Source organism: Gilliamella bombi (assembly GCF_900103255.1).
Taxonomy (GTDB): domain Bacteria; phylum Pseudomonadota; class Gammaproteobacteria; order Enterobacterales; family Orbaceae; genus Gilliamella; species Gilliamella bombi.
The window spans coordinates 1-18,958 of sequence record NZ_FMWS01000032.1 but is presented as its reverse complement, the minus strand read 5'-3'; the positions used below and the strand labels follow the sequence as shown (position 1 = coordinate 18,958).

Genomic DNA, 18,958 nt, shown 5'->3' with positions numbered 1-18,958 from the left:
AATTCAGCATTAAGTAAAATAATCATTTACCTGAAATAACTATTTTTTCAAAAAATAGAAAATACAATTAAAGCATCTGCAAATATTGATCAGCAATCATAGCTAATGCCCGATAAAATGGACTTATCTCATTTTGCTTTAGTCTTTTTAAATAGGTTGAAGACCAGATCAATAAATGTTCATTGATTAACTGTTTTGCTGCTGTATAGTTATTATTTTCAAGCAACATGGCATACGCCATTAGCATTAATCCAAATTGATCTTCGGGTTCGTTCATTCCTGTATTGAGTGTCAAACCATGTTGCTGCAGAAATTGGCGGTAGCATTCTTGTGATTCGCCTAGTAATAAATGTTCTTTATCAAGGTAAAATGATCCCCATGGTGGTGCAGGCATTGTTCCTTGACCTTCAAATAGTAACGAAAACTGATAATTAAGTTCTGAGTCATCAATGTGATTTGCTAATATATTGCACTGTTCAGAAATAATATAAGGGTTTAACCATTTGACTAAATCATCAATATGCAATAATGCCTGTATTAATGGTGTAGTAACTTTATTATTTGGTGGATAATAAAAAAAAGTACTAAGTAGTTTTGCTAATGTGATTCTGGTTATGTTATCCAAATAAATATCCTTGAAGGTTTGGTTTTTGCGCCTAAAAACAATAAAGAGACAAGAGCTGCTGAACTTTTGTATTAATGATAACCCTCCTTTATGTTTTTAGCCATATCAAACAATGGTTAATGCAACCATATTGTAGAAATTAATCGTATTATTTGCAGTAATTTGAGAAACGGTGGTAATGAATATACATAAAAAAACTAATTTCTTCTCAATTGGTAAGAGATATGGCAATTATATCATTAAGAAAAAATAACTTTCACTAATTTGTTAGACGCTTTATGGTCAGTTGTCTAACTGCCTTATAAATTTTTATACTTAAACGTAGTGTTACCTGAAACTTTTTTATATTAATATAATTTTTCACCATATTAAACATAAATTAAGCTGTCATTATTTTATTTTTTGACATATGTCAAAGTTTATAAATTCATATCTGTTTATCCCTTTATTTCCATTTGATTAAAGATTATCATTACAGCTAGTAAGGATGTTAATCGCTTCCAATATAATAAATTAAAACGTAATGTCAGCTTTTTAAGGAGTCCATATGCTATTTAACCGTAGGCAGTTCTTTAAGATCTGTGCTGGTGGTATGGCTGGAACAACGGTAGCTACGCTTGGTTTTTCTCCAAATGTAGCGCTTGCTCAAACTCGCCAATATAAATTATTGAAATCAAAAGAAACTCGAAATAATTGTACTTACTGCTCTGTTGGCTGTGGTATGTTGCTATATAGCCGTGGCGATGGGGCTAAAAATGCCGAATCGTCTATTTTCCATGTAGAAGGAGATCCCGATCATCCTGTTAGTCGTGGTTCTCTTTGTCCTAAAGGTGCAGGTGTTCTGGATTATATAAAAAGCGAACAACGAGTTAAATATCCTGAATACCGTGCCCCTGGTTCAGATAAATGGCAACAAATAAGTTGGGATGAAGCCATTGATCGTATTGCTCGTTTAATGAAAGCTGATCGAGATAAAAATTTTGTTGAAAAAAATGCGGAAGGCACAACAGTCAATCGCTGGACAACAACAGGCTGGCTTGTTACCTCAGCGGCTAGTAATGAAACAGGTTGGTTAGCGTTCAAAGTTGCTCGCGCATTAGGTATGTTAAGCCTTGAAACCCAAGCTAGAGTTTGTCATGGTCCTTCTGTATCTAGCTTAGCGGCTACTTTTGGTCGCGGCGCCATGACTAACAACTGGAATGATATCAAAAATGCTAATGTTGTTATCGTAATGGGGGGAAATGCAGCTGAAGCTCATCCGGTTGGTTTTAAATGGGCTATAGAAGCAAAAATTAATAATGGTGCTGAACTAATTGCCATTGACCCTCGTTTTCATCGAACAGCCTCAGTGGCTGATTTGTATGTACCTATTCGCTCAGGTTCTGATATTGCTTTTCTACTTGGTATTATCAATTATCTTATTAGCAATAACGAAGTTAATTTTGACTACTTAGTTACTCATAGTAATGCAGGCCTAATTGTTCGTGATGATTTTAATTTTGATGAAGCTACAGGGCTATTTAGTGGCTATGAAGCTGATACCAAACAGTATGATCAGACAAGTTGGGCATATCAAAAGGATGACAACGGTTATGCTCTTCGGGATAAAACACTAAGTCATCCTCGTTGTGTATGGAATCTATTAAAACAGCATGTCAAACGTTATACACCCGAAATGGTAAATAAAATAACGGGAAGCCCTATTGAAGGTTTTTTGCATGTTTGTCGCTCACTTGCTAGCACTAAAACTAACGATAGAGCAGCCACATTTTTATATGCATTAGGTTGGACTCAGCATACTTATGGATCACAAATTATCCGTACTGCTGCCATGATTCAGCTTATTTTAGGCAATATTGGCGTAATGGGCGGAGGTATTAACGCACTACGTGGACATTCAAATATTCAAGGCTTAACTGATGTTGGTTTATTATCAAATCGTCTGCCTGCTTATCTTGATTTACCAAAAGATTCTCAAGTTTCACTTACTCAGTACCTAGATGAAAAAACACCAAAACCACTTGGTCCAAGCGAAGTGAATTTTTGGGGGAATTATCCAAAATTCTTTGTCAGCTTTATGAAATCAATGTACGGTGATAAATCGACTAAAGATAACGATTGGGGATTTGATTGGTTACCTAAATGGGATAAAACCTACGATGTTTTAAGATTTAGCAAAATGATGCGTGATGGTCAAGCCAATGGCTTTATTTGTCAGGGCTTTAACCCACTTGCTGCACTTCCCGATAAAAATAGTATTCGCGAAGGTTTATCTAACTTAAAATTCTTGGTGAGCATTGATCCAATGCCAACAGAAACAGCTGAGTTTTGGAAAAACCATGGCGAATCTAATGATGTAGATTCTAGCAAAATTCAAACCGAAGTATTTAGATTGCCATCAAACTGTTTTGCAGAAGAAAACGGTACAATAGTTAACTCATCTCGCTGGCTACAATGGCACTGGGCAGCAGCAAGACCGCCTTATGAAGCTTTATATGATCCTGAAATTATTGCGCGTATCTTTTTGAGAATAAAAGAGCTGTATGCTGAAGAAGGTGGTGCTTATTACGAGCCAATTGAAAACTTAGTTTGGGATTATAAGGAGCCAGAAGGCCCAGCGGCTGAGGAATTAGCCAAAGATTATAATGGACGAGCACTTGCTGATATAACCGACGAAAATGGCAATGTTATTCTTAAAAAAGGTCAATTACTAAGTGGTTTTTCACAATTAAAAGCAGATGGTACAACCTCATCGGGTATTTGGATATTCTGTGGTTGTTGGACAGAACAAGGTAACCAAATGGCAAGGCGTGATCCAAGCGATCCATCTGGTAAAGGCGTTCATGCTGGTTGGGCGTGGTCGTGGCCGATGAATCGACGAGTACTTTATAACCGTGCTTCAACGGATGAAAATGGTAAACCATGGGATCCTAAACGAGTTTTAGTAAAATGGAATGGCTCAAGTTGGGTAGGCAATGATGTACCTGATTTTACAGCAACATTACCACCAAGTAGTGGGGCTGGTGCTTTTATCATGAATAATGATGGTTTAGGTGGGTTATTTTGTTTAAATCGGTTAGTCGATGGGCCATTCCCAGAGCACTATGAACCGTTTGAAACACCTATTAGTAATAATCCATTGCATCCAAATCAAGTCAGCAGCCCTGTAGCTCGCGCATTTAAAGAAGATTTGGCTCGCTTAGGGAATGCTAGCGAATTTCCTTATGTTGGTACCACTTATAGTATCACTGAACATTTCCATTTTTGGACGCAACATGCAAGGCTAGCCTCAATTACTCAACCTGAGCAATTTGTTGAGTTAAGTGAAAATCTTGCCCTCAAAAAAGGAATCAAATTAGGTGATACGGTTAAAATCACTTCACATCGAGGTTATATTAAAGCTAAAGCAGTTGTGACTAAACGTCTTCCAACTTTAACAGTTGATGGTAAAGAGATCGAAACCATTGGAATCCCAATAGTATGGGGATTCACAGGTCAGACAAAGAAAGGTTTTTTGGTTAATGAATTGACGCCACATTTAGGTGATGCAAATTCACAAACACCAGAATATAAATCATTCTTAGTCAATATCGAAAAAGTTACTACAGCGGCATAAGATGGGAGGATAAATTATGTCATTACAAACTCAAGATATTATACGCCGCTCAGCAACTAATGCTTTAACTCCAGCGCCACGAGCTAGGGACTATCAACAAGAAGTTGCAAAACTTATTGATGTGACCACCTGTATAGGTTGTAAAGCATGTCAGGTTGCTTGTAGCGAATGGAATGACCTTCGTGCAGAAGTTGGCAATACTGTTGGTGTTTATGATAATCCTGCCGATTTAGAGCCAAAAGCATGGACTGTAATGCGGTATTCAGAAGTCGAGATAAATGGAAAATTTGAATGGTTAATTCGTAAAGATGGCTGTATGCACTGTTCTGATCCTGGTTGTTTGAAAGCATGCCCATCAGAAGGTGCTATCATTCAATATGCTAATGGTATTGTTGATTTTCAATCGGAACACTGTATTGGTTGTGGCTACTGTGTAGCAGGTTGTCCGTTCAATATTCCACGAATTAGTAAAGAAGATAATCGCTCCTACAAATGTACATTATGTGTCGATCGCGTTGCTGTTGGTCAAGAACCCGCCTGCGTTAAAACTTGTCCTACTGGTGCTATACACTTTGGTACTAAACAAGATATGATTCGCCATGCTGAACACAGAATTGTAGATTTGAAAAAACGTGGTTTTGAACATGCTGGTCTTTATGACCCACAAGGAGTTGGGGGAACACATGTTATGTATGTTCTTCATCATGCAGATCAGCCAGAATTGTATCACGGCTTACCAAAAAAACCTAAAATTAGTGAAATTGTCAGATTTTGGAAGGGTATTTGGAAACCGTTATCTGCAGCTGCATTTGTGGCAACTTTTAGTGGTTTGCTGTTCCATTACATGGGCGTTGGTGCAATTGAAGTTGATGAAGATGACATTGAAGAAGAAAAAGAAGCAGATAAACAAGCTCGAAAGCGTTTAGGCTTGCCTGTTTTAGAACAGAAAATTGACTCTAATTTATCACAACAGGAGAATCATCATGAATAAGAAAAGCATGATATTAAGAACACCACTTATTGTTCGCTTCTGTCACTGGTGTATGGTCTGTCTGTTTATTCTGACTGCGCTATCTGGCTTATCTTTATTTTTTCCATCTATAAAACTGTTTGGATTATTTCTTGGTACGCCACAATTAGTAAGAGCATTGCATCCATTTTTAGGGTGCATTGTTTTTGTTTTACTCATGTTTATGTTTATAAAACTTGCTCACCATAATATTCCAAATAAAAATGATCTTTTATGGATTAAAAACTTTAAACATGTCATTTTGGGCAAAGAAAGAGGCATTCCAATAGGCAAATATAATGTAGGACAAAAGTTTTTATTTTGGTGCATTATGGGGTTAATTTTAGTTTTATTTGTTACAGGCCTCATCATGTGGCGCCGTTATTTTGCGGATAATTTTTCTGTTCCAGTTGTCCGTATTGCGATATTTTTTCATTCTCTTGCTGCAATTGGCTTAATCCTGCTTGCAATTGGTCATGCTTATATGGCTATTTGGGTTAAAGGTTCCATTAAAGGGATGATAACAGGCTATGTTTCGCGTGCTTGGGCACAAAAAAATCATTCAACTTGGTATGAAGAAGAAATGGAAAAGATCTATCAAAATGAACTAAGGTTAAAGGCCAAATCTGAAGAAGAATCTACAGATATTAAACATAAACCAGCATAGTAATTTTCCTGCATCTATAATGGTATTTTCCGCTGATAATAACTATCAGCGGTGTCATTTTAATAGTAAAAAAATAAAAAGCAGTGATGAATAAAATCACAATCAATGAGCATTTATAATGAGTATAAAAATTATCCCCCAAGAACAACTTGAACAACAAGCTACAAACTCAGTTATTAGACAAATCCCGTTACTATTTTATCCATCACCTAAAACACTTTATGCTCATCGAGCAGAACGTTTAAAAACTCTTGCAAACAATAATCCAATTAGTGATTATTTGAATTTTTGTGCAATTATAGCTGAACAACAAGCCAATTTAATTAAACATAAGCCTATAGATATTGATGTAACGTGTTTATTAAATAGCGAATATCCTCCACTTAGTTTAGATAATTTACCTCTTAAAGATACTTGGCAAGATTACTTTACTCCATTACTCGACTCATTTTCTGATACCACGCAGCAAATCGCTATAGTCATTGAACAGCTTAAAAAAAATAGCGCTTTAGAATTACAAAATAAAGCATTACATTTGCTTAAAGGAGAATTTGATAAAGTTGATGGTAATGAAGCAATATTTATTTGGTCATCATTATCTGTTTATTATTGCCAACTGGCGAGTCAAATTAAAAGTAAAGCTATCGCAGAAAATACAGATAAACTCTGGTTATGTCCAGTTTGTAATAGTATGCCTACTGCTAGCATTATTCAATTAGGCGGTAACAACGGATTACGCTATTTACATTGTAGTTTATGTGAAAGTGAATGGTATGTACCTAGAATTAAATGTACCTGCTGCGATAATATGAAAGACATACAATACCTCTCTTTAGAAAAAGAACTCGCTGCAATTAAAACCGAGTGTTGTGATGCTTGCCATAGCTATTTAAAAATATTTGATCAAGATAAAGATCCTCATATTGAAGTCATTGCGGATGATATTGCTTCGCTGATATTAGATATCAAAACCGAAGAAGAAGGGTTTGCTAAAAGTGGGGTAAATCCTTTTATATTTGCTCAATAAAAAAACAAAGATACTGATAATATAGTTTTATAGGCATTATATCGAATATGAAATAATTCATTCAAAGCTCATTAATTATTTAACTATTTTACAATAACGATTATTTTGTAACATGATCATCAATTAAATAAAATACAACTTCACATTTTTGATTAATAAAGCTAGAATTAAACTAATGTACTAGTTTGAGAGTTTAATTCATGAAACGTTTTATTTTATTGGTAACAATATTATTGCTTACACCTTTTTTAAGTTTTGCAGATACAATTAAAAATGTGGCCATTACGGCAATTGTTGAGCATCCTTCATTAGATCAAATCCGTGATGGTGTTAAAGATGAATTGGCAGACAGCGGTTATACGTTAAACAAGAATTTAACTGTCCAATACAAAAGTGCACAAGGAAGTAGCGCTACTGCCGCTCAAATTGCAAGGCAATTTGTAGCAGCAAAACCTGATGTTATTGTGGCAATTGCGACACCAAGTGCACAGGCAACAGCTGCAGCGACCAAACAAATTCCTATTGTATTTGCTGGAATTACCGATCCTATCGCCGCTAAATTAATTAAAGATTGGCAACCTGCTGGCACAAACATTACTGGTGTATCAGATTATCAAGAAATTGGTCCACAAATCGAATTTATGAAAAAAATTGTACCTAATGTTAAATCAGTAGGATATATTTATAGTCCAAGTGAAATTAATTCAACTGTGGTATTAAAAAATCTACAAACTCTTTTATCTCAACAAAATATTAATTTTATTGCGGTACCAGCTCAACGAACTGCTGATATTTCAACTGCTGCCAATACATTAAAAGGTAGAGTAGACTTAATTTACACGACAACCGATAATAATGTTGTTTCAGCCTATGAGTCATTAGTCAAATTTGCAAATGAAAATAAAATTCCTCTTTTAGCATCGTTCCCTGATGCGATTGAACGAGGAGCCGTTGCTGCATACGGAATGAGCTACTATGATGTAGGACGCCAATCAGGTAAGCTTGTTGTGCGCATATTAAAAGGTGAAAAACCAGGAAGTATAACTCCAGAAATAGGGCAAGCATTACGCCTTGTTGTTAATACTGATGCAGCTAAAAAACAAGGGGTTGCTTTGCCTCCAGAGGTAATTCAATCTGCTGACAAAATCATAGGAAAATAATTAAGCCCTACTTCACTAAAATTAATTAAAAATTTTGCTCACTTAGTAGTTAGGTGAGCAAAAAAATGTAACCTACAGTAATCCAATAACTGGATTAACATCAATTAATCCAGTTTACCAAGTTAACATCAAACCACCGATAATGTGTAATAAAAAATTTACACTCATAGCTGTTTTTATACTAGAAAATTATCTTTTTTTGCTTTATAGTAACTCAATATTTAGCTTGATTGTAAAAAAAACATTACAGGAGTGCTCTATGCGTAATTCTATCATTAAACTTTGTATGTTACTTAGTTTATCGTTAGCAACATTTTATTCTTTCGCTGAGGCTAAAACCGAACAAAAATTTGTTGCCATTACAGCAATAGTTGAACACCCCGCATTAGATAATGTGCGTAAAGGTGTTGAGGATGAGTTAAAAGATAGCGGTTATATTGCTGGAAAAAATTTAAAGCTACAATTTTTAAGCGCACAAGGTAGTAGTGCAAATGCAGCCCAAATTGCTAAACAATTTGTAGCAAATAAACCAGATGTTATTGTAGGAATTGCCACGCCAAGTTCGCAAGCATTAGTTGCTACAACAAAACTTATTCCTATTGTTTTCACTGCCGTTACCGATCCCGTAGCAGCAAAATTAACCCCGAGTTGGGATGCATCAAAAACAAATGTAACAGGTGTATCTGACGCCTTATCACTAGATTCTCAAATCGATATGATGTTAAAAATAAAACCTGAGGCTAAAAACATTGGTTATGTTTATAGCCCTAGCGAAGTTAACTCAACAATCATACTAAAACAATTACAAAATGAGCTAGAAAAACGGGGTATGAAAATTATTGCTGCTCCTGCGCAACGCACATCTGATATATCTACTGCGGCTAGAAGTTTAAAAGGTAAGGTAGATATGATTTATACTACTACCGATAATAATGTGGTTTCTGCTTATGAAGCTTTAGCAAAAGTGGCTAATGAAAGTAAAATTCCTCTTATTGCATCCAATCCCGAATCGGCAGAACGTGGTGCTATTGCCGCTTTAGGCATGAGTTATTATGATCTTGGTCGCCAAGCTGGTAAAATTGTTATTCGTATACTTAACGGCGAAAATCCTGGTGATATTCCACCACAAGTGGGTAATGTCACTCAATTAACAATTAATAAAAAAGCGGCCGAACGCCAAGGTGTTATATTACCTGAAAATGTATTAAAATCAGCTACCAAAATTGTTGAAAAATAATTTTTATTTTTTTTATAACTAAGCCGCCAACTTTAGCGGCTAACTTTTATGGATTTTTTTCATGTCTTCTGAATTTTTATTAGGCTCAATTGGAATTGGGCTTATTTATGCACTTGTTAGTTTAGGTGTATTTATTTCGTTTCGTTTACTGGATTTTCCTGATCTTACAGCTGATGGTAGCTTCCCTCTTGGTGGGGCGGTATGTGGATTATTTATCTACATTGGAGTTGATCCTTGGATTGCAACATTCTTTGGCATGTTAGCAGGTTGTCTTGCTGGTGCGATGACAGGATTGTTATATGTCAAATTAAATATCTTACAACTACTCGCTAGTATTATTGTCATGATGGGGCTTTATTCAATAAACCTTAGGATTTTAGGTATTGGTCGTTATGTCACAGGTGAAGCTAATCAAATTGTGGGTACGCCAAACCTATCATTACTAGGTTCAGATACAATTTTTACATCACTTCCTTTTGAAGAATCCACCTCGCAATATCTTATAATATTAGGATTTGTCATTGTATTTTGGATGCTACTAAACCTATTTTTAAATACCCAAAAAGGCCTTGCTTTAAGGGCAACGGGAACTAACCAACGCATGGCAAAATCGCAAGGAATTCCGACTGATGGCATCATCATTTTAGGGATGGCGCTCTCAAATGGTTTAATTGCGCTAGGTGGTTCATTATTTGTACAAACACAAGGCAGTGCTGATATAACTATCGGCATTGGCACTATCGTTATTGGGCTTGCATCAATTATACTTGGAGAAAGCATCTTCCCCACAAAACGCATCTGGTCGATTATGTTTGCGATCATCTTAGGATCTATCTTATACCGTTTATTTATTGCTTTTGCATTAAGTAATGAATCCCTAAAAAGTATCGGTATTGGAACTGAAGATCTCAATATTATCACCGCATTATTAATGATATTAGCTCTTGTATTACCAAAACAAATAAGAAAACTCTCGAATAAAAGAGGAAAGTAAACATGATTAAAGCAGAACAATTACAATTAACCTTTAATCAAGGTACGCCGATTGAAAATCATGTATTACGAGGGTTAAATCTTAACATCAGCGAAGGAGAGTTTGTCACTATCATCGGTAGTAACGGTGCAGGGAAAAGCTCATTACTTAACGCAATTAGTGGTGATTTACTAACTGATTCTGGCTCTATTGTGATCAATGATAAAAATGTTACTCGCTGGCCAGCATGGAAGCGGGCGGGTATGGTTGCTCGAGTATTTCAAGATCCAATGGTTGGCACTTGTGAAAAACTAACGATTGAAGAAAACCTTGCTATTGCTTATAACCGAGGTAAAAAATTTACATTATCTTCCGCGCTTAACCGCAAAGCACGATCGATATTTAAAGAAAAACTAGCAACATTAAACCTAGGGCTTGAAAATCGACTAACTGACATGATGGGACTACTTTCTGGTGGGCAAAGGCAAGCCGTTAGCTTATTAATGTCAACTTTACAACCGTCTAAAATACTACTTCTAGACGAGCACACAGCGGCACTTGATCCTAAAACTGCGCAATTTGTTTTAGATCTTACTGATAAAATAGTATCACAAAACAAATTAACGACCATGATGGTAACCCACTCAATGAAACAAGCCTTAGAATATGGCACCCGAACGGTAATGCTTCATCAAGGACAAGTTGTGCTTGATGTATCTGGAGAACAACGAGCTAAATTAACTGTAACGGATTTATTAGATATGTTTGAAAAAACACGTGGTGAAAAAGTTACCGACGACGCTTTGCTTTTAGGTTAATAATAAATCAAAAAGCAATATTTCTATCAAAAATATTGCTTTTCCAAACTTATTGATGCAAATTTTATTCTGGTCATATCTTGCTATTCATAGAGCCATTATATTTACTTGTTAATACAAATTGTAATAAAGCTACTGATGTTTACGTATAAAATATTCTATAACATCAAAGAAATAATATTAAGTTAACAATCATTTAATCTTAAAACAAATTCAAAAATTCTAATTAGCTATTTTTAATAACACATTTTTAATTTTTGTCGAACTGCCATTAAAGCAAACCCTAATAAATTTTTACCTTGCCATGTCAATGGGTTATCTATATTCGGAGCATCTTGGGCTAAACCAATTCCCCAAATTTTATCAGTGGGACTAGCTTCAACTAAAACTCTTTGTTGAGTGGATAATAAAAAATCAGCTAATTGTCGATTTTGAGAAAATTTAGCGAAGTTACCCTCTATAACAATGGATAAACACTGTTCATCCCATATTTTATCAACAAATCCTCTGACTTGGCGTCCCAATGATTTAGCAAGGCCTGGATTGTTAGCTTTAAGGATCTCTTGTAATATTTCTTTATCCTCAAATAATCGTGCTTTTGCTGCCATCATATAATGTTCAGCTGTAGCATAATAAATATCATTAACAGTAAATCCGCTAGGGTACCATTGGCTAAAGCAAGATTTTGTAATTATAGACGAAGGCTCTCTTTGGTTATGTCCCCAAAAATATACATATTTAAATCTTTCTCCTGTTTTATAACGTTGGCATAACTCATCAATATCTACAATTTTTAGAAAAACATCGGGTTGATTATATTTCATAGTTAAAATAGTCCTTTAAAAATTCATAAGATATTTTTTTCGAAATCGCTTTATGGAGGAGTATTGTATTATAGATGATTTAATTAAACTTTTTCTGAAAAAAATTTACAAAAAAAGACGATTATTTTTATAACGCTCTTTTATTTTTTTTAAAAAAGATTATCTTATTAAGAATTCAAGTCAACATCTCTTTAATTACAAACAATGAAATTATATGGCCTTTCTGGTACAAAAATTAGCTGTGCATTTATATCTGCATGTATAAGTACCCCTTACAACACAACTCGTTTTATCAAAGATTTAATAGCTGGAATAACTGTTGGGATTATTGCTATACCACTAGCAATGGCACTAGCTATTGCTAGTGGTGTACCACCACAGCATGGTCTATACACAGCAATTATAGGTGGTTTTATCATTGCATTAACGGGTGGTTCAAGGTTTAGTGTTTCTGGACCTACAGCAGCATTTGTAGTTATTTTATACCCTGTATCATTACAATACGGATTATCTGGACTACTAATTGCAACATTGCTATCGGGTATATTTCTTGTATTAATGGGATTAATTCGATTAGGTAGATTAATCGAATATATTCCTTTACCCGTTGTATTAGGTTTCACATCGGGCATTGCCATAACTATAGCAACCATGCAAATTAAAGATTTTTTTGGTTTAACACTTGAGCACATGCCAGAAAGTTATATTGGTAAAGTTACGGAACTAGCTAAAACACTACCAACCATTAATATTGCTGACACTTTAGTCGGTGTAGTAACACTAATTGTGTTAATAGTATGGCCAAAACTTAGACTTAAAATATCAGGACACCTACCTGCTCTAATTGCTGGTATTGCTGTCATGTTTATTTTTAATCAATTTGGCTATCAAATTGAAACGATTGGTTCACGATTTACCTATACACTAGCTGATAATACGATAGGTCATGGTATACCCTCTGTTCTACCAGAGTTTATTTTACCTTGGCAGCACGCTGATTTTACTTGGGATTGGTCAACATTTACTGCCTTACTGCCAATTTCACTGACCATGGCAATGTTATGCGCAATTGAATCATTACTCTGTGCTGTGGTATTAGATGAAATGACACACACTAAACACCACTCAAATAGTGAACTCATTGGCCAAGGCTTAGGTAATATTATTGCACCATTTTTTGGTGGCATTTCAGCAACAGCGGCTATTGCGCGTTCAGCGGCAAATGTCAAAGCAGGTGCAACCTCGCCTATTGCAGCCGTTTTGCATTCTTTAGTTGTTTTACTTGCTCTTATTTGCTTCGCACCAGCATTATCATTTATCCCACTTTCTGCTATGGCGGCATTATTACTTATCGTGGCATGGAATATGAGTGCAGTTCAACGCGTCATTTATATTATCAAATGTGCTCCTAAAGATGATATTTTGATTATGCTTATTTGCATGTCATTAACAGTACTATTTGATATGGTGATTGCAATTACACTTGGGATTATACTTGCCTCAATCCTATTTATGCGCCGTATCGCCCGCATGACTCGCTTAGTTGAACTTAATCGCAGTAACGATAAAACATTAGTGCTACGTATTAACGGGCCACTATTTTTTGCTGCCGCTGAACGTACATTTTTAGAAATTTATCAAAAGATTAATGGATATGAACACATAGTGCTACAATGGGATGCGGTACCTATTCTTGATGCTGGTGGGCTCAATGCTTTAATTCATTTTATTGATGAACTACCTGAACAAGTTGATCTATCAATTTGTGAGTTACAGTTTCAACCATTAAAAACATTAGCTCGCGCAAAAATTGTTCCAATTCCTAACAAACTAATGTTCTATTCAACGCTAGAAGAAGCACTGAAAGATAAAGATTAATTCTAAAATTAGATTTATTATATTAACTAATTTATATGCACAGTAACGGTTTGAACAGAAACTAATTACTGTGCAATAAATTGTACCTTCACTACCTTTCTTTTCATTTACTAAATCACCATTGACAAACTATAAGTGTTAAAAAGTGATTTTAATTTGAAATCCAAAATTAACTTATAAAAATAGGTAAATAACATGATATCTAACGAAAACAATGTCTACAATCTTAAAGAAAAATCAAGTTGGTTTATTTTAGTTGGTGTTATTTTAATTATATTGGGGGGCTTAGCTTTAGGTTATCAGTTCATGGCAACCGTCTTTTCTGTCTATTTTATTGGTTCATTAATTTTAATTGCAGGTATTGCCCAAGCGCTACATTCATTTCGCATTAAAGATTTTGGTCAGTCAGCATTATGGGCAGTAATGGGGATTTTATACATTTTTATTGGTCTAATGTCATTTTTCCAACCTGTTGCGGTTTCATCAGCCTTAACATTGGTGATTTCATTCTTGCTAATTATGAGCGGCTTTACACAAATATTTGCGGCTATGAATAATCGCAATTTACCTCGTTGGGGATGGGTTTTAACCTCAGGGATTATTACATTAATTTTAGGATTTATGATTATTGCAGGTTGGCCATATGACAGTCTTTGGGTATTAGGTATGTTTTTAGGTATTGACCTTATTTTCCAAGGTTGGGCATATGTAGCTATTGGTTTTGCATTAAAAAAATAGATGTTAAATAACACATTCGTTGCTCACAATCTAGCAATGACTTTCAAGAGGTTACCACTAATTGTGAGCAGCAAGTAATTACAGTAATGACTCGAAAACAAATACAACTTATTTAATTTTGTTATAAATGAATTAAGCTGATTATTTATAGATTTTGTTAGTTTTTGCCTTAACTTCTTGCATTGTCTGTAAAATCCGATGATAGTTATCAAGCCTTGATGGTGCAATTTTACCGTCTTGTACTGCTTTTTGTAGTAAACAACCTGGCGTATCAAAGTGATTACAATCACGAAAGTGGCAACCGCCTAAATAATTATCAAATTCTTTAAAACCACTAATCACTTGTTCTGGCTCTAAGTGCCATAAACCAAATTCGCGGATCCCTGGTGAGTCAATAATATCTCCACCATTTGGTAAGTGGTAAAGCCGAGAGGAAGTGGTTGTATGTTGACCAAGTCCGGATATTTCTGAAATACCTCCAGTCATAACTGATTGTGATTGATGAGGTAACAGTAAATTAATAATACTTGATTTTCCCACACCAGACTGCCCAACTAAAATGGAAATCTTACCTTGCAAAGCTTCTTGTAATACAGCAATGCCTTGTTGATTTTGACATGAGACATACAAAACTTGATAACCGATATGAGTATAAATCGTCAATTTTTTTTCAACTTCAGTGCGTTGATCATCATTAAGCAAATCAATTTTGTTTAAAACAATAATAGGTTTTATATCAGTGCATTCACAAGCAACTAAATAGCGATCGATAATATTTAGTGATAATTCTGGCAAGACAGCCGAAATAATCACGATTTGATCAACATTTGCGGCAACGGGTTTAACGCCATCATAAAAATCAGGCCGGACAAGTTCAGAATGTCTCGGGTGAACCGCTTCAATAATACCATTGGTATTTGGCTCTAAACTTTCGCGCCATACTACTTTATCACCAGTGACTATCGACGGTAACGTGCGACGAATACTACAACGATAAATAAGACCTGCACTATCTTCAACATCTGCAGACTTACCAAAACGACTTATTACTACACCGTCACGAGGTGACGAAAAATTTGCCAGACTCTCATCTTGCTTTATTGCTAATCGTTGCTGATGTTTTGCCGCTACACGTCTTTTTTGATTATTGGATAGTTTATTTTTTGCCATAGTACTCATTTTTTACTAAAACAGATTGTCAGTTATGCTACACTACTCAGTATCAAAAAGAAAATCTCTATAGCAAATTATGAACAAACAATCTCAAATTAATAGTAACAATCTTATTTGGATAGATCTTGAAATGACTGGACTCAATCCAATAACTGATCGCATTATTGAGATCGCAACCATTGTTACCGATTCTAACTTAAATATTCTTGCTGAAGGACCTGTGATTGCAGTTCATCAATCTGATGAGCAATTAGCATTAATGGATGAGTGGAATCAAAACACCCATGGCAAATCAGGACTTATTGAGCGTGTTCGCAAAAGTACTATTAGTGAACAACAGGCCGAACAACAAACCATCGAATTTTTAAAACAATGGGTACCAGAAAACAGCTCGCCAATTTGTGGTAATACTATTGGGCAAGATCGTCGTTTTTTATTTAACTATATGCCTAATTTAGAAAGTTATTTTCATTATCGCTATTTAGATGTCAGCACTATTAAAGAATTAGCTAAACGTTGGAAACCTGAAATACTAAAAGGGATTAGCAAACAGAGTTCTCATCAAGCTCTTGATGATATTCGTGACTCAATTGCTGAACTTGTTTATTACCGTGAACACTTTTTTGATCTAACTAACTTATAATTAGTATGCAAATTTTATATACTTTTTTATTGTATTTGATTCAACCACTGGTTTGGCTAAGACTGCTTTGGCGTAGTCGTAAAGCACCAGCTTATCGAAAGCGTTGGCTTGAACGCTATGGTTTTTGCAAAAATAAAGTTAAATCTAACGGTATTTTAGTGCATGCCGTATCGGTGGGTGAAACGATAGCAGCCATCCCACTAATCAAAGCACTTAAACAACAATATCCTTGTTTACCTATCACAGTTACCACCATGACGCCAACAGGCTCAGAGCAAGTTAAATCATTACTTGGTGATAGCGTCAGCCATGTATATTTACCTTATGATTTGCCCTGCGCGATAAATCGTTTTTTAAATACGGTTAAGCCCAAATTAGTGATCATTATGGAAACTGAGCTTTGGCCTAATTTTATCTGTCAGTGTTATAAACAAAATATTCAGCTAATTATTGCCAATGCCAGATTATCAGAACGTTCAGCTAATCGATACAGTAAACTCGGGCGATCCATTAGCAATTTACTATCAAAAATTAGTGCAATTGCCGCACAAAATAAGCAAGATGGGGAACGTTTTATTTCACTGGGTTTACCCCGTGATCGCTTAACAATAACCGGTAGTATTAAATTTGATATTGATTTAACAGATCAACAACAGCAAAAAATCAAAATGCTAAAACAGCGGTGGCAATTAGACCGCCCTATCTTTATTGCCGCAAGTACACATAATGGAGAAGATGAAATCATCTTATCTGCCTTTAAGCGGTTATTACAAAAATATCCCGATTTGTTATTGATTATTGTCCCCCGCCACCCAGAACGCTTTAAAACCGTCGAAAAATTAATTAATGATTGCGGATTAAATTATATAAACCGCAGTAGCGGTCAAATTCCTGCTAAACAAACCCAAGTCATTTTGGGTGATACGATGGGAGAATTAATAGAACTTTATGGTATTGCCGATATCGCCTTCGTTGGTGGCAGTTTAGTGAAACATGGAGGGCATAATCCATTAGAACCCGCACTTCACCACATCCCAATCATTAGTGGCGAACATTTTTTCAATTTTAAAGTGATTTGTGAGCAACTTATTTCAGCTGATGGCATGATCATTTGTGCTAGCACAGCCGATTCCCTTTATTCAGCGATTAATGGGCTTTTAGAAAATAAAACGCGTAGTCAACAAATTGGCGAACAAGCGTATCAAGTATTAAAACAAAATCAAGGCGCACTACATAGGCTTTTTAACATTATCAACTATTATCTTTGCTCAAAATAAGGATTACTTGTGAATAAAAAACAAGGGTTATTGCTGGTTAATCTAGGTACACCAAACGCGGCAACACCAGATTCAATAAAACGGTACTTAACCGAGTTCTTACTCGATCGCCATGTCGTTGATTTACCGAAACTGTTTTGGTATCCGATTTTAAAGTACCTTGTAATACCTAAGCGAGTGCCTTATATTATCCATCATTATCAAAAAATTTGGATAGATGGCTCATCACCTTTACTTCATTACAGCCAATTATTATGTGATAAATTACAACTCCACTTACCAAATATTCAATGTGAATTAGCCATGACCTATGGTGAACCCAATATTCAATCTGCATTGAACAAGCTTCAATCATGTTCAAAAATTACGGTATTGCCACTTTTCCCACAATACTCAACGACCACAACACTCGCTGTACTTGATAAACTTAAACAAGTTATAGCAACCGACAAAATCATAAATAGTATTGACTATATTCGTGATTATGCCGATCATCCAAGTTATATCAATGCACTTTATTTACAAATTAAGCAAGCATTTCAATGCCAAGGTGAGCCTGAAGTGCTTATACTTTCTTATCATGGTATTCCAGAGCGTTATATTTACAAACGAAAAGATGATTATATTCAACGTTGTGAAATAACCACACAGTTAATAATCGAAAAATGCCGAACAAATAACATAAATATACCAATTCAAATGGCTTATCAATCGAAATTTGGAAAAGGCAAATGGGTTACACCAAGTACCAGCGATACACTACAAACATTAGCAAAAAGTGGTGTTAATAATGTGCACGTCATCTGTCCTGGATTTTCGGTAGATTGTATTGAAACTATTTACGAAATTGACGAAGAAAATCGAGAAATCTTTTTAAATGCAGGTGGAAAATCATTTTATTATATTCCCACATTAAATGACACAGACTTACAGATTAATTTAATCATGGCATTAATCAACCAAACTCAGCCACCTATACTTAATAATTTATACTGAAACACATAGTTACCTGAAACTTTTTGACAAAAACTACTATCTCTAATTCTAATGTGAAGGAATAGCGAAGCTATTACTATATGAAGCAGACTCTGTGCACTCAAACGTACTGTAGGAATTCAAAGAGCTAGAGGCTGAAAATCGCAAGCTTAAGCAGATGTTTGCCGTGTAAATACCCCAAACTTAGTACACAACTCACGTAGAAAATTAAGCTGTCTGTTTTAATGTTTTATATTCGAGCGGTGTCATGTTATTTAATGCCTCATGCGGTCTTTAGGTATTATAAATCGTTAACCA

Annotated in this window: 16 protein-coding genes; 13 read left to right on the top strand and 3 right to left on the bottom strand. The window is 35.2% G+C overall.

Annotated elements, in window-relative coordinates; genetic code table 11:
* Positions 1-67: 67 nt before the first annotated feature.
* On the bottom strand, positions 68-625 hold the full coding sequence (locus tag B9N71_RS06685) for a TorD/DmsD family molecular chaperone (RefSeq protein ID WP_167370070.1): 558 nt from the start codon (positions 623-625) through the stop codon (positions 68-70).
* Positions 626-1,172: 547 nt separating this feature from the next.
* Here B9N71_RS06685 and fdnG point away from each other — a divergent pair.
* From fdnG to B9N71_RS06645, 8 genes are all read left to right on the top strand, one after another.
* Complete coding sequence (gene fdnG / locus B9N71_RS06680) at positions 1,173-4,241, top strand: formate dehydrogenase-N subunit alpha (RefSeq protein ID WP_085164966.1); 3,069 nt, start codon at positions 1,173-1,175, stop codon at positions 4,239-4,241.
* Positions 4,242-4,257: 16 nt separating this feature from the next.
* Positions 4,258-5,232, top strand: a complete 975-nt coding sequence (gene fdxH, locus B9N71_RS06675) for a formate dehydrogenase subunit beta (protein ID WP_085164965.1) — start codon at positions 4,258-4,260, stop codon at positions 5,230-5,232.
* Positions 5,225-5,917 carry a formate dehydrogenase subunit gamma gene (locus tag B9N71_RS06670; RefSeq protein WP_085164963.1) on the top strand — a complete coding sequence of 231 codons (693 nt, stop codon included), beginning with the start codon at positions 5,225-5,227 and terminating at the stop codon, positions 5,915-5,917. Before fdxH ends, B9N71_RS06670 begins: the two co-directional genes overlap by 8 nt.
* 118 nt (positions 5,918-6,035) lie before the next feature.
* Positions 6,036-6,944 carry a formate dehydrogenase accessory protein FdhE gene (gene fdhE, locus B9N71_RS06665; RefSeq protein WP_085164961.1) on the top strand — a complete coding sequence of 303 codons (909 nt, stop codon included), beginning with the start codon at positions 6,036-6,038 and terminating at the stop codon, positions 6,942-6,944.
* Positions 6,945-7,144: 200 nt separating this feature from the next.
* Positions 7,145-8,104 (top strand): ABC transporter substrate-binding protein, encoded by a 960-nt coding sequence (locus B9N71_RS06660; protein WP_085164959.1) that lies wholly within the window; start codon positions 7,145-7,147, stop codon positions 8,102-8,104.
* Positions 8,105-8,363: 259 nt separating this feature from the next.
* The gene (locus B9N71_RS06655; RefSeq protein ID WP_208610455.1) at positions 8,364-9,341 is read left to right on the top strand and encodes an ABC transporter substrate-binding protein; all 978 of its coding nucleotides are present in this window, start codon (positions 8,364-8,366) and stop codon (positions 9,339-9,341) included.
* A gap of 61 nt (positions 9,342-9,402) precedes the next feature.
* A complete protein-coding gene (locus tag B9N71_RS06650; RefSeq protein WP_085164957.1) occupies positions 9,403-10,335 on the top strand; it encodes an ABC transporter permease in 933 nt (310 codons plus the stop codon).
* Between the two features lie 2 nt (positions 10,336-10,337).
* Entirely contained in the window at positions 10,338-11,132 is a 795-nt protein-coding gene (locus B9N71_RS06645; protein ID WP_085164955.1) for an ABC transporter ATP-binding protein, read from the top strand.
* A 236-nt stretch (positions 11,133-11,368) separates the two neighbouring features.
* Here B9N71_RS06645 and ybiA read toward each other — a convergent pair whose 3' ends face one another.
* On the bottom strand, positions 11,369-11,956 hold the full coding sequence (ybiA, locus tag B9N71_RS06640; protein ID WP_085164953.1) for a riboflavin biosynthesis intermediates N-glycosidase: 588 nt from the start codon (positions 11,954-11,956) through the stop codon (positions 11,369-11,371).
* Positions 11,957-12,160: 204 nt separating this feature from the next.
* On the opposite strand from ybiA, the gene dauA reads away from it, so the two are divergent.
* Together dauA and B9N71_RS06630 are read left to right on the top strand one after the other, a co-directional pair.
* Entirely contained in the window at positions 12,161-13,834 is a 1,674-nt protein-coding gene (gene dauA, locus B9N71_RS06635; RefSeq protein ID WP_085164952.1) for a C4-dicarboxylic acid transporter DauA, read from the top strand.
* A 195-nt stretch (positions 13,835-14,029) separates the two neighbouring features.
* The gene (locus B9N71_RS06630) at positions 14,030-14,572 is read left to right on the top strand and encodes an HdeD family acid-resistance protein (RefSeq protein WP_065590246.1); all 543 of its coding nucleotides are present in this window, start codon (positions 14,030-14,032) and stop codon (positions 14,570-14,572) included.
* 141 nt (positions 14,573-14,713) lie between these two features.
* Here the strand turns inward: B9N71_RS06630 and rsgA are convergent, their stop codons facing one another.
* On the bottom strand, positions 14,714-15,742 hold the full coding sequence (gene rsgA, locus B9N71_RS06625) for a small ribosomal subunit biogenesis GTPase RsgA (RefSeq protein WP_085164950.1): 1,029 nt from the start codon (positions 15,740-15,742) through the stop codon (positions 14,714-14,716).
* A 79-nt stretch (positions 15,743-15,821) separates the two neighbouring features.
* Here rsgA and orn point away from each other — a divergent pair, with 79 nt between their 5' ends.
* From orn to hemH, 3 genes are read left to right on the top strand one after another with little or no spacing between them, the layout of a single operon-like run.
* Positions 15,822-16,388 carry an oligoribonuclease gene (gene orn, locus B9N71_RS06620; protein WP_034911832.1) on the top strand — a complete coding sequence of 189 codons (567 nt, stop codon included), beginning with the start codon at positions 15,822-15,824 and terminating at the stop codon, positions 16,386-16,388.
* 5 nt (positions 16,389-16,393) lie between these two features.
* Positions 16,394-17,665, top strand: a complete 1,272-nt coding sequence (gene waaA / locus B9N71_RS06615) for a lipid IV(A) 3-deoxy-D-manno-octulosonic acid transferase (protein WP_085164948.1) — start codon at positions 16,394-16,396, stop codon at positions 17,663-17,665.
* A gap of 9 nt (positions 17,666-17,674) precedes the next feature.
* Positions 17,675-18,661 (top strand): ferrochelatase, encoded by a 987-nt coding sequence (hemH, locus tag B9N71_RS06610; RefSeq protein WP_085164946.1) that lies wholly within the window; start codon positions 17,675-17,677, stop codon positions 18,659-18,661.
* The last annotated feature ends 297 nt before the right edge of the window (positions 18,662-18,958 follow it).

Excerpts from the sequence above, each read along its gene's own strand:
- fdnG (WP_085164966.1), top strand. The coding sequence starts at position 1,173 with ATGCTATTTAACCGTAGGCAGTTCTTTAAGATCTGTGCTGGTGGTATG.
- fdxH (WP_085164965.1), top strand. The coding sequence starts at position 4,258 with ATGTCATTACAAACTCAAGATATTATACGCCGCTCAGCAACTAATGCT.
- B9N71_RS06670 (WP_085164963.1), top strand. The coding sequence starts at position 5,225 with ATGAATAAGAAAAGCATGATATTAAGAACACCACTTATTGTTCGCTTC.
- fdhE (WP_085164961.1), top strand. The coding sequence starts at position 6,036 with ATGAGTATAAAAATTATCCCCCAAGAACAACTTGAACAACAAGCTACA.
- B9N71_RS06660 (WP_085164959.1), top strand. The coding sequence starts at position 7,145 with ATGAAACGTTTTATTTTATTGGTAACAATATTATTGCTTACACCTTTT.
- B9N71_RS06655 (WP_208610455.1), top strand. The coding sequence starts at position 8,364 with ATGCGTAATTCTATCATTAAACTTTGTATGTTACTTAGTTTATCGTTA.
- B9N71_RS06650 (WP_085164957.1), top strand. The coding sequence starts at position 9,403 with ATGTCTTCTGAATTTTTATTAGGCTCAATTGGAATTGGGCTTATTTAT.
- B9N71_RS06645 (WP_085164955.1), top strand. The coding sequence starts at position 10,338 with ATGATTAAAGCAGAACAATTACAATTAACCTTTAATCAAGGTACGCCG.
- ybiA (WP_085164953.1), bottom strand. The coding sequence starts at position 11,956 with ATGAAATATAATCAACCCGATGTTTTTCTAAAAATTGTAGATATTGAT.
- dauA (WP_085164952.1), top strand. The coding sequence starts at position 12,161 with ATGAAATTATATGGCCTTTCTGGTACAAAAATTAGCTGTGCATTTATA.
- B9N71_RS06630 (WP_065590246.1), top strand. The coding sequence starts at position 14,030 with ATGATATCTAACGAAAACAATGTCTACAATCTTAAAGAAAAATCAAGT.
- rsgA (WP_085164950.1), bottom strand. The coding sequence starts at position 15,742 with ATGGCAAAAAATAAACTATCCAATAATCAAAAAAGACGTGTAGCGGCA.
- orn (WP_034911832.1), top strand. The coding sequence starts at position 15,822 with ATGAACAAACAATCTCAAATTAATAGTAACAATCTTATTTGGATAGAT.
- waaA (WP_085164948.1), top strand. The coding sequence starts at position 16,394 with ATGCAAATTTTATATACTTTTTTATTGTATTTGATTCAACCACTGGTT.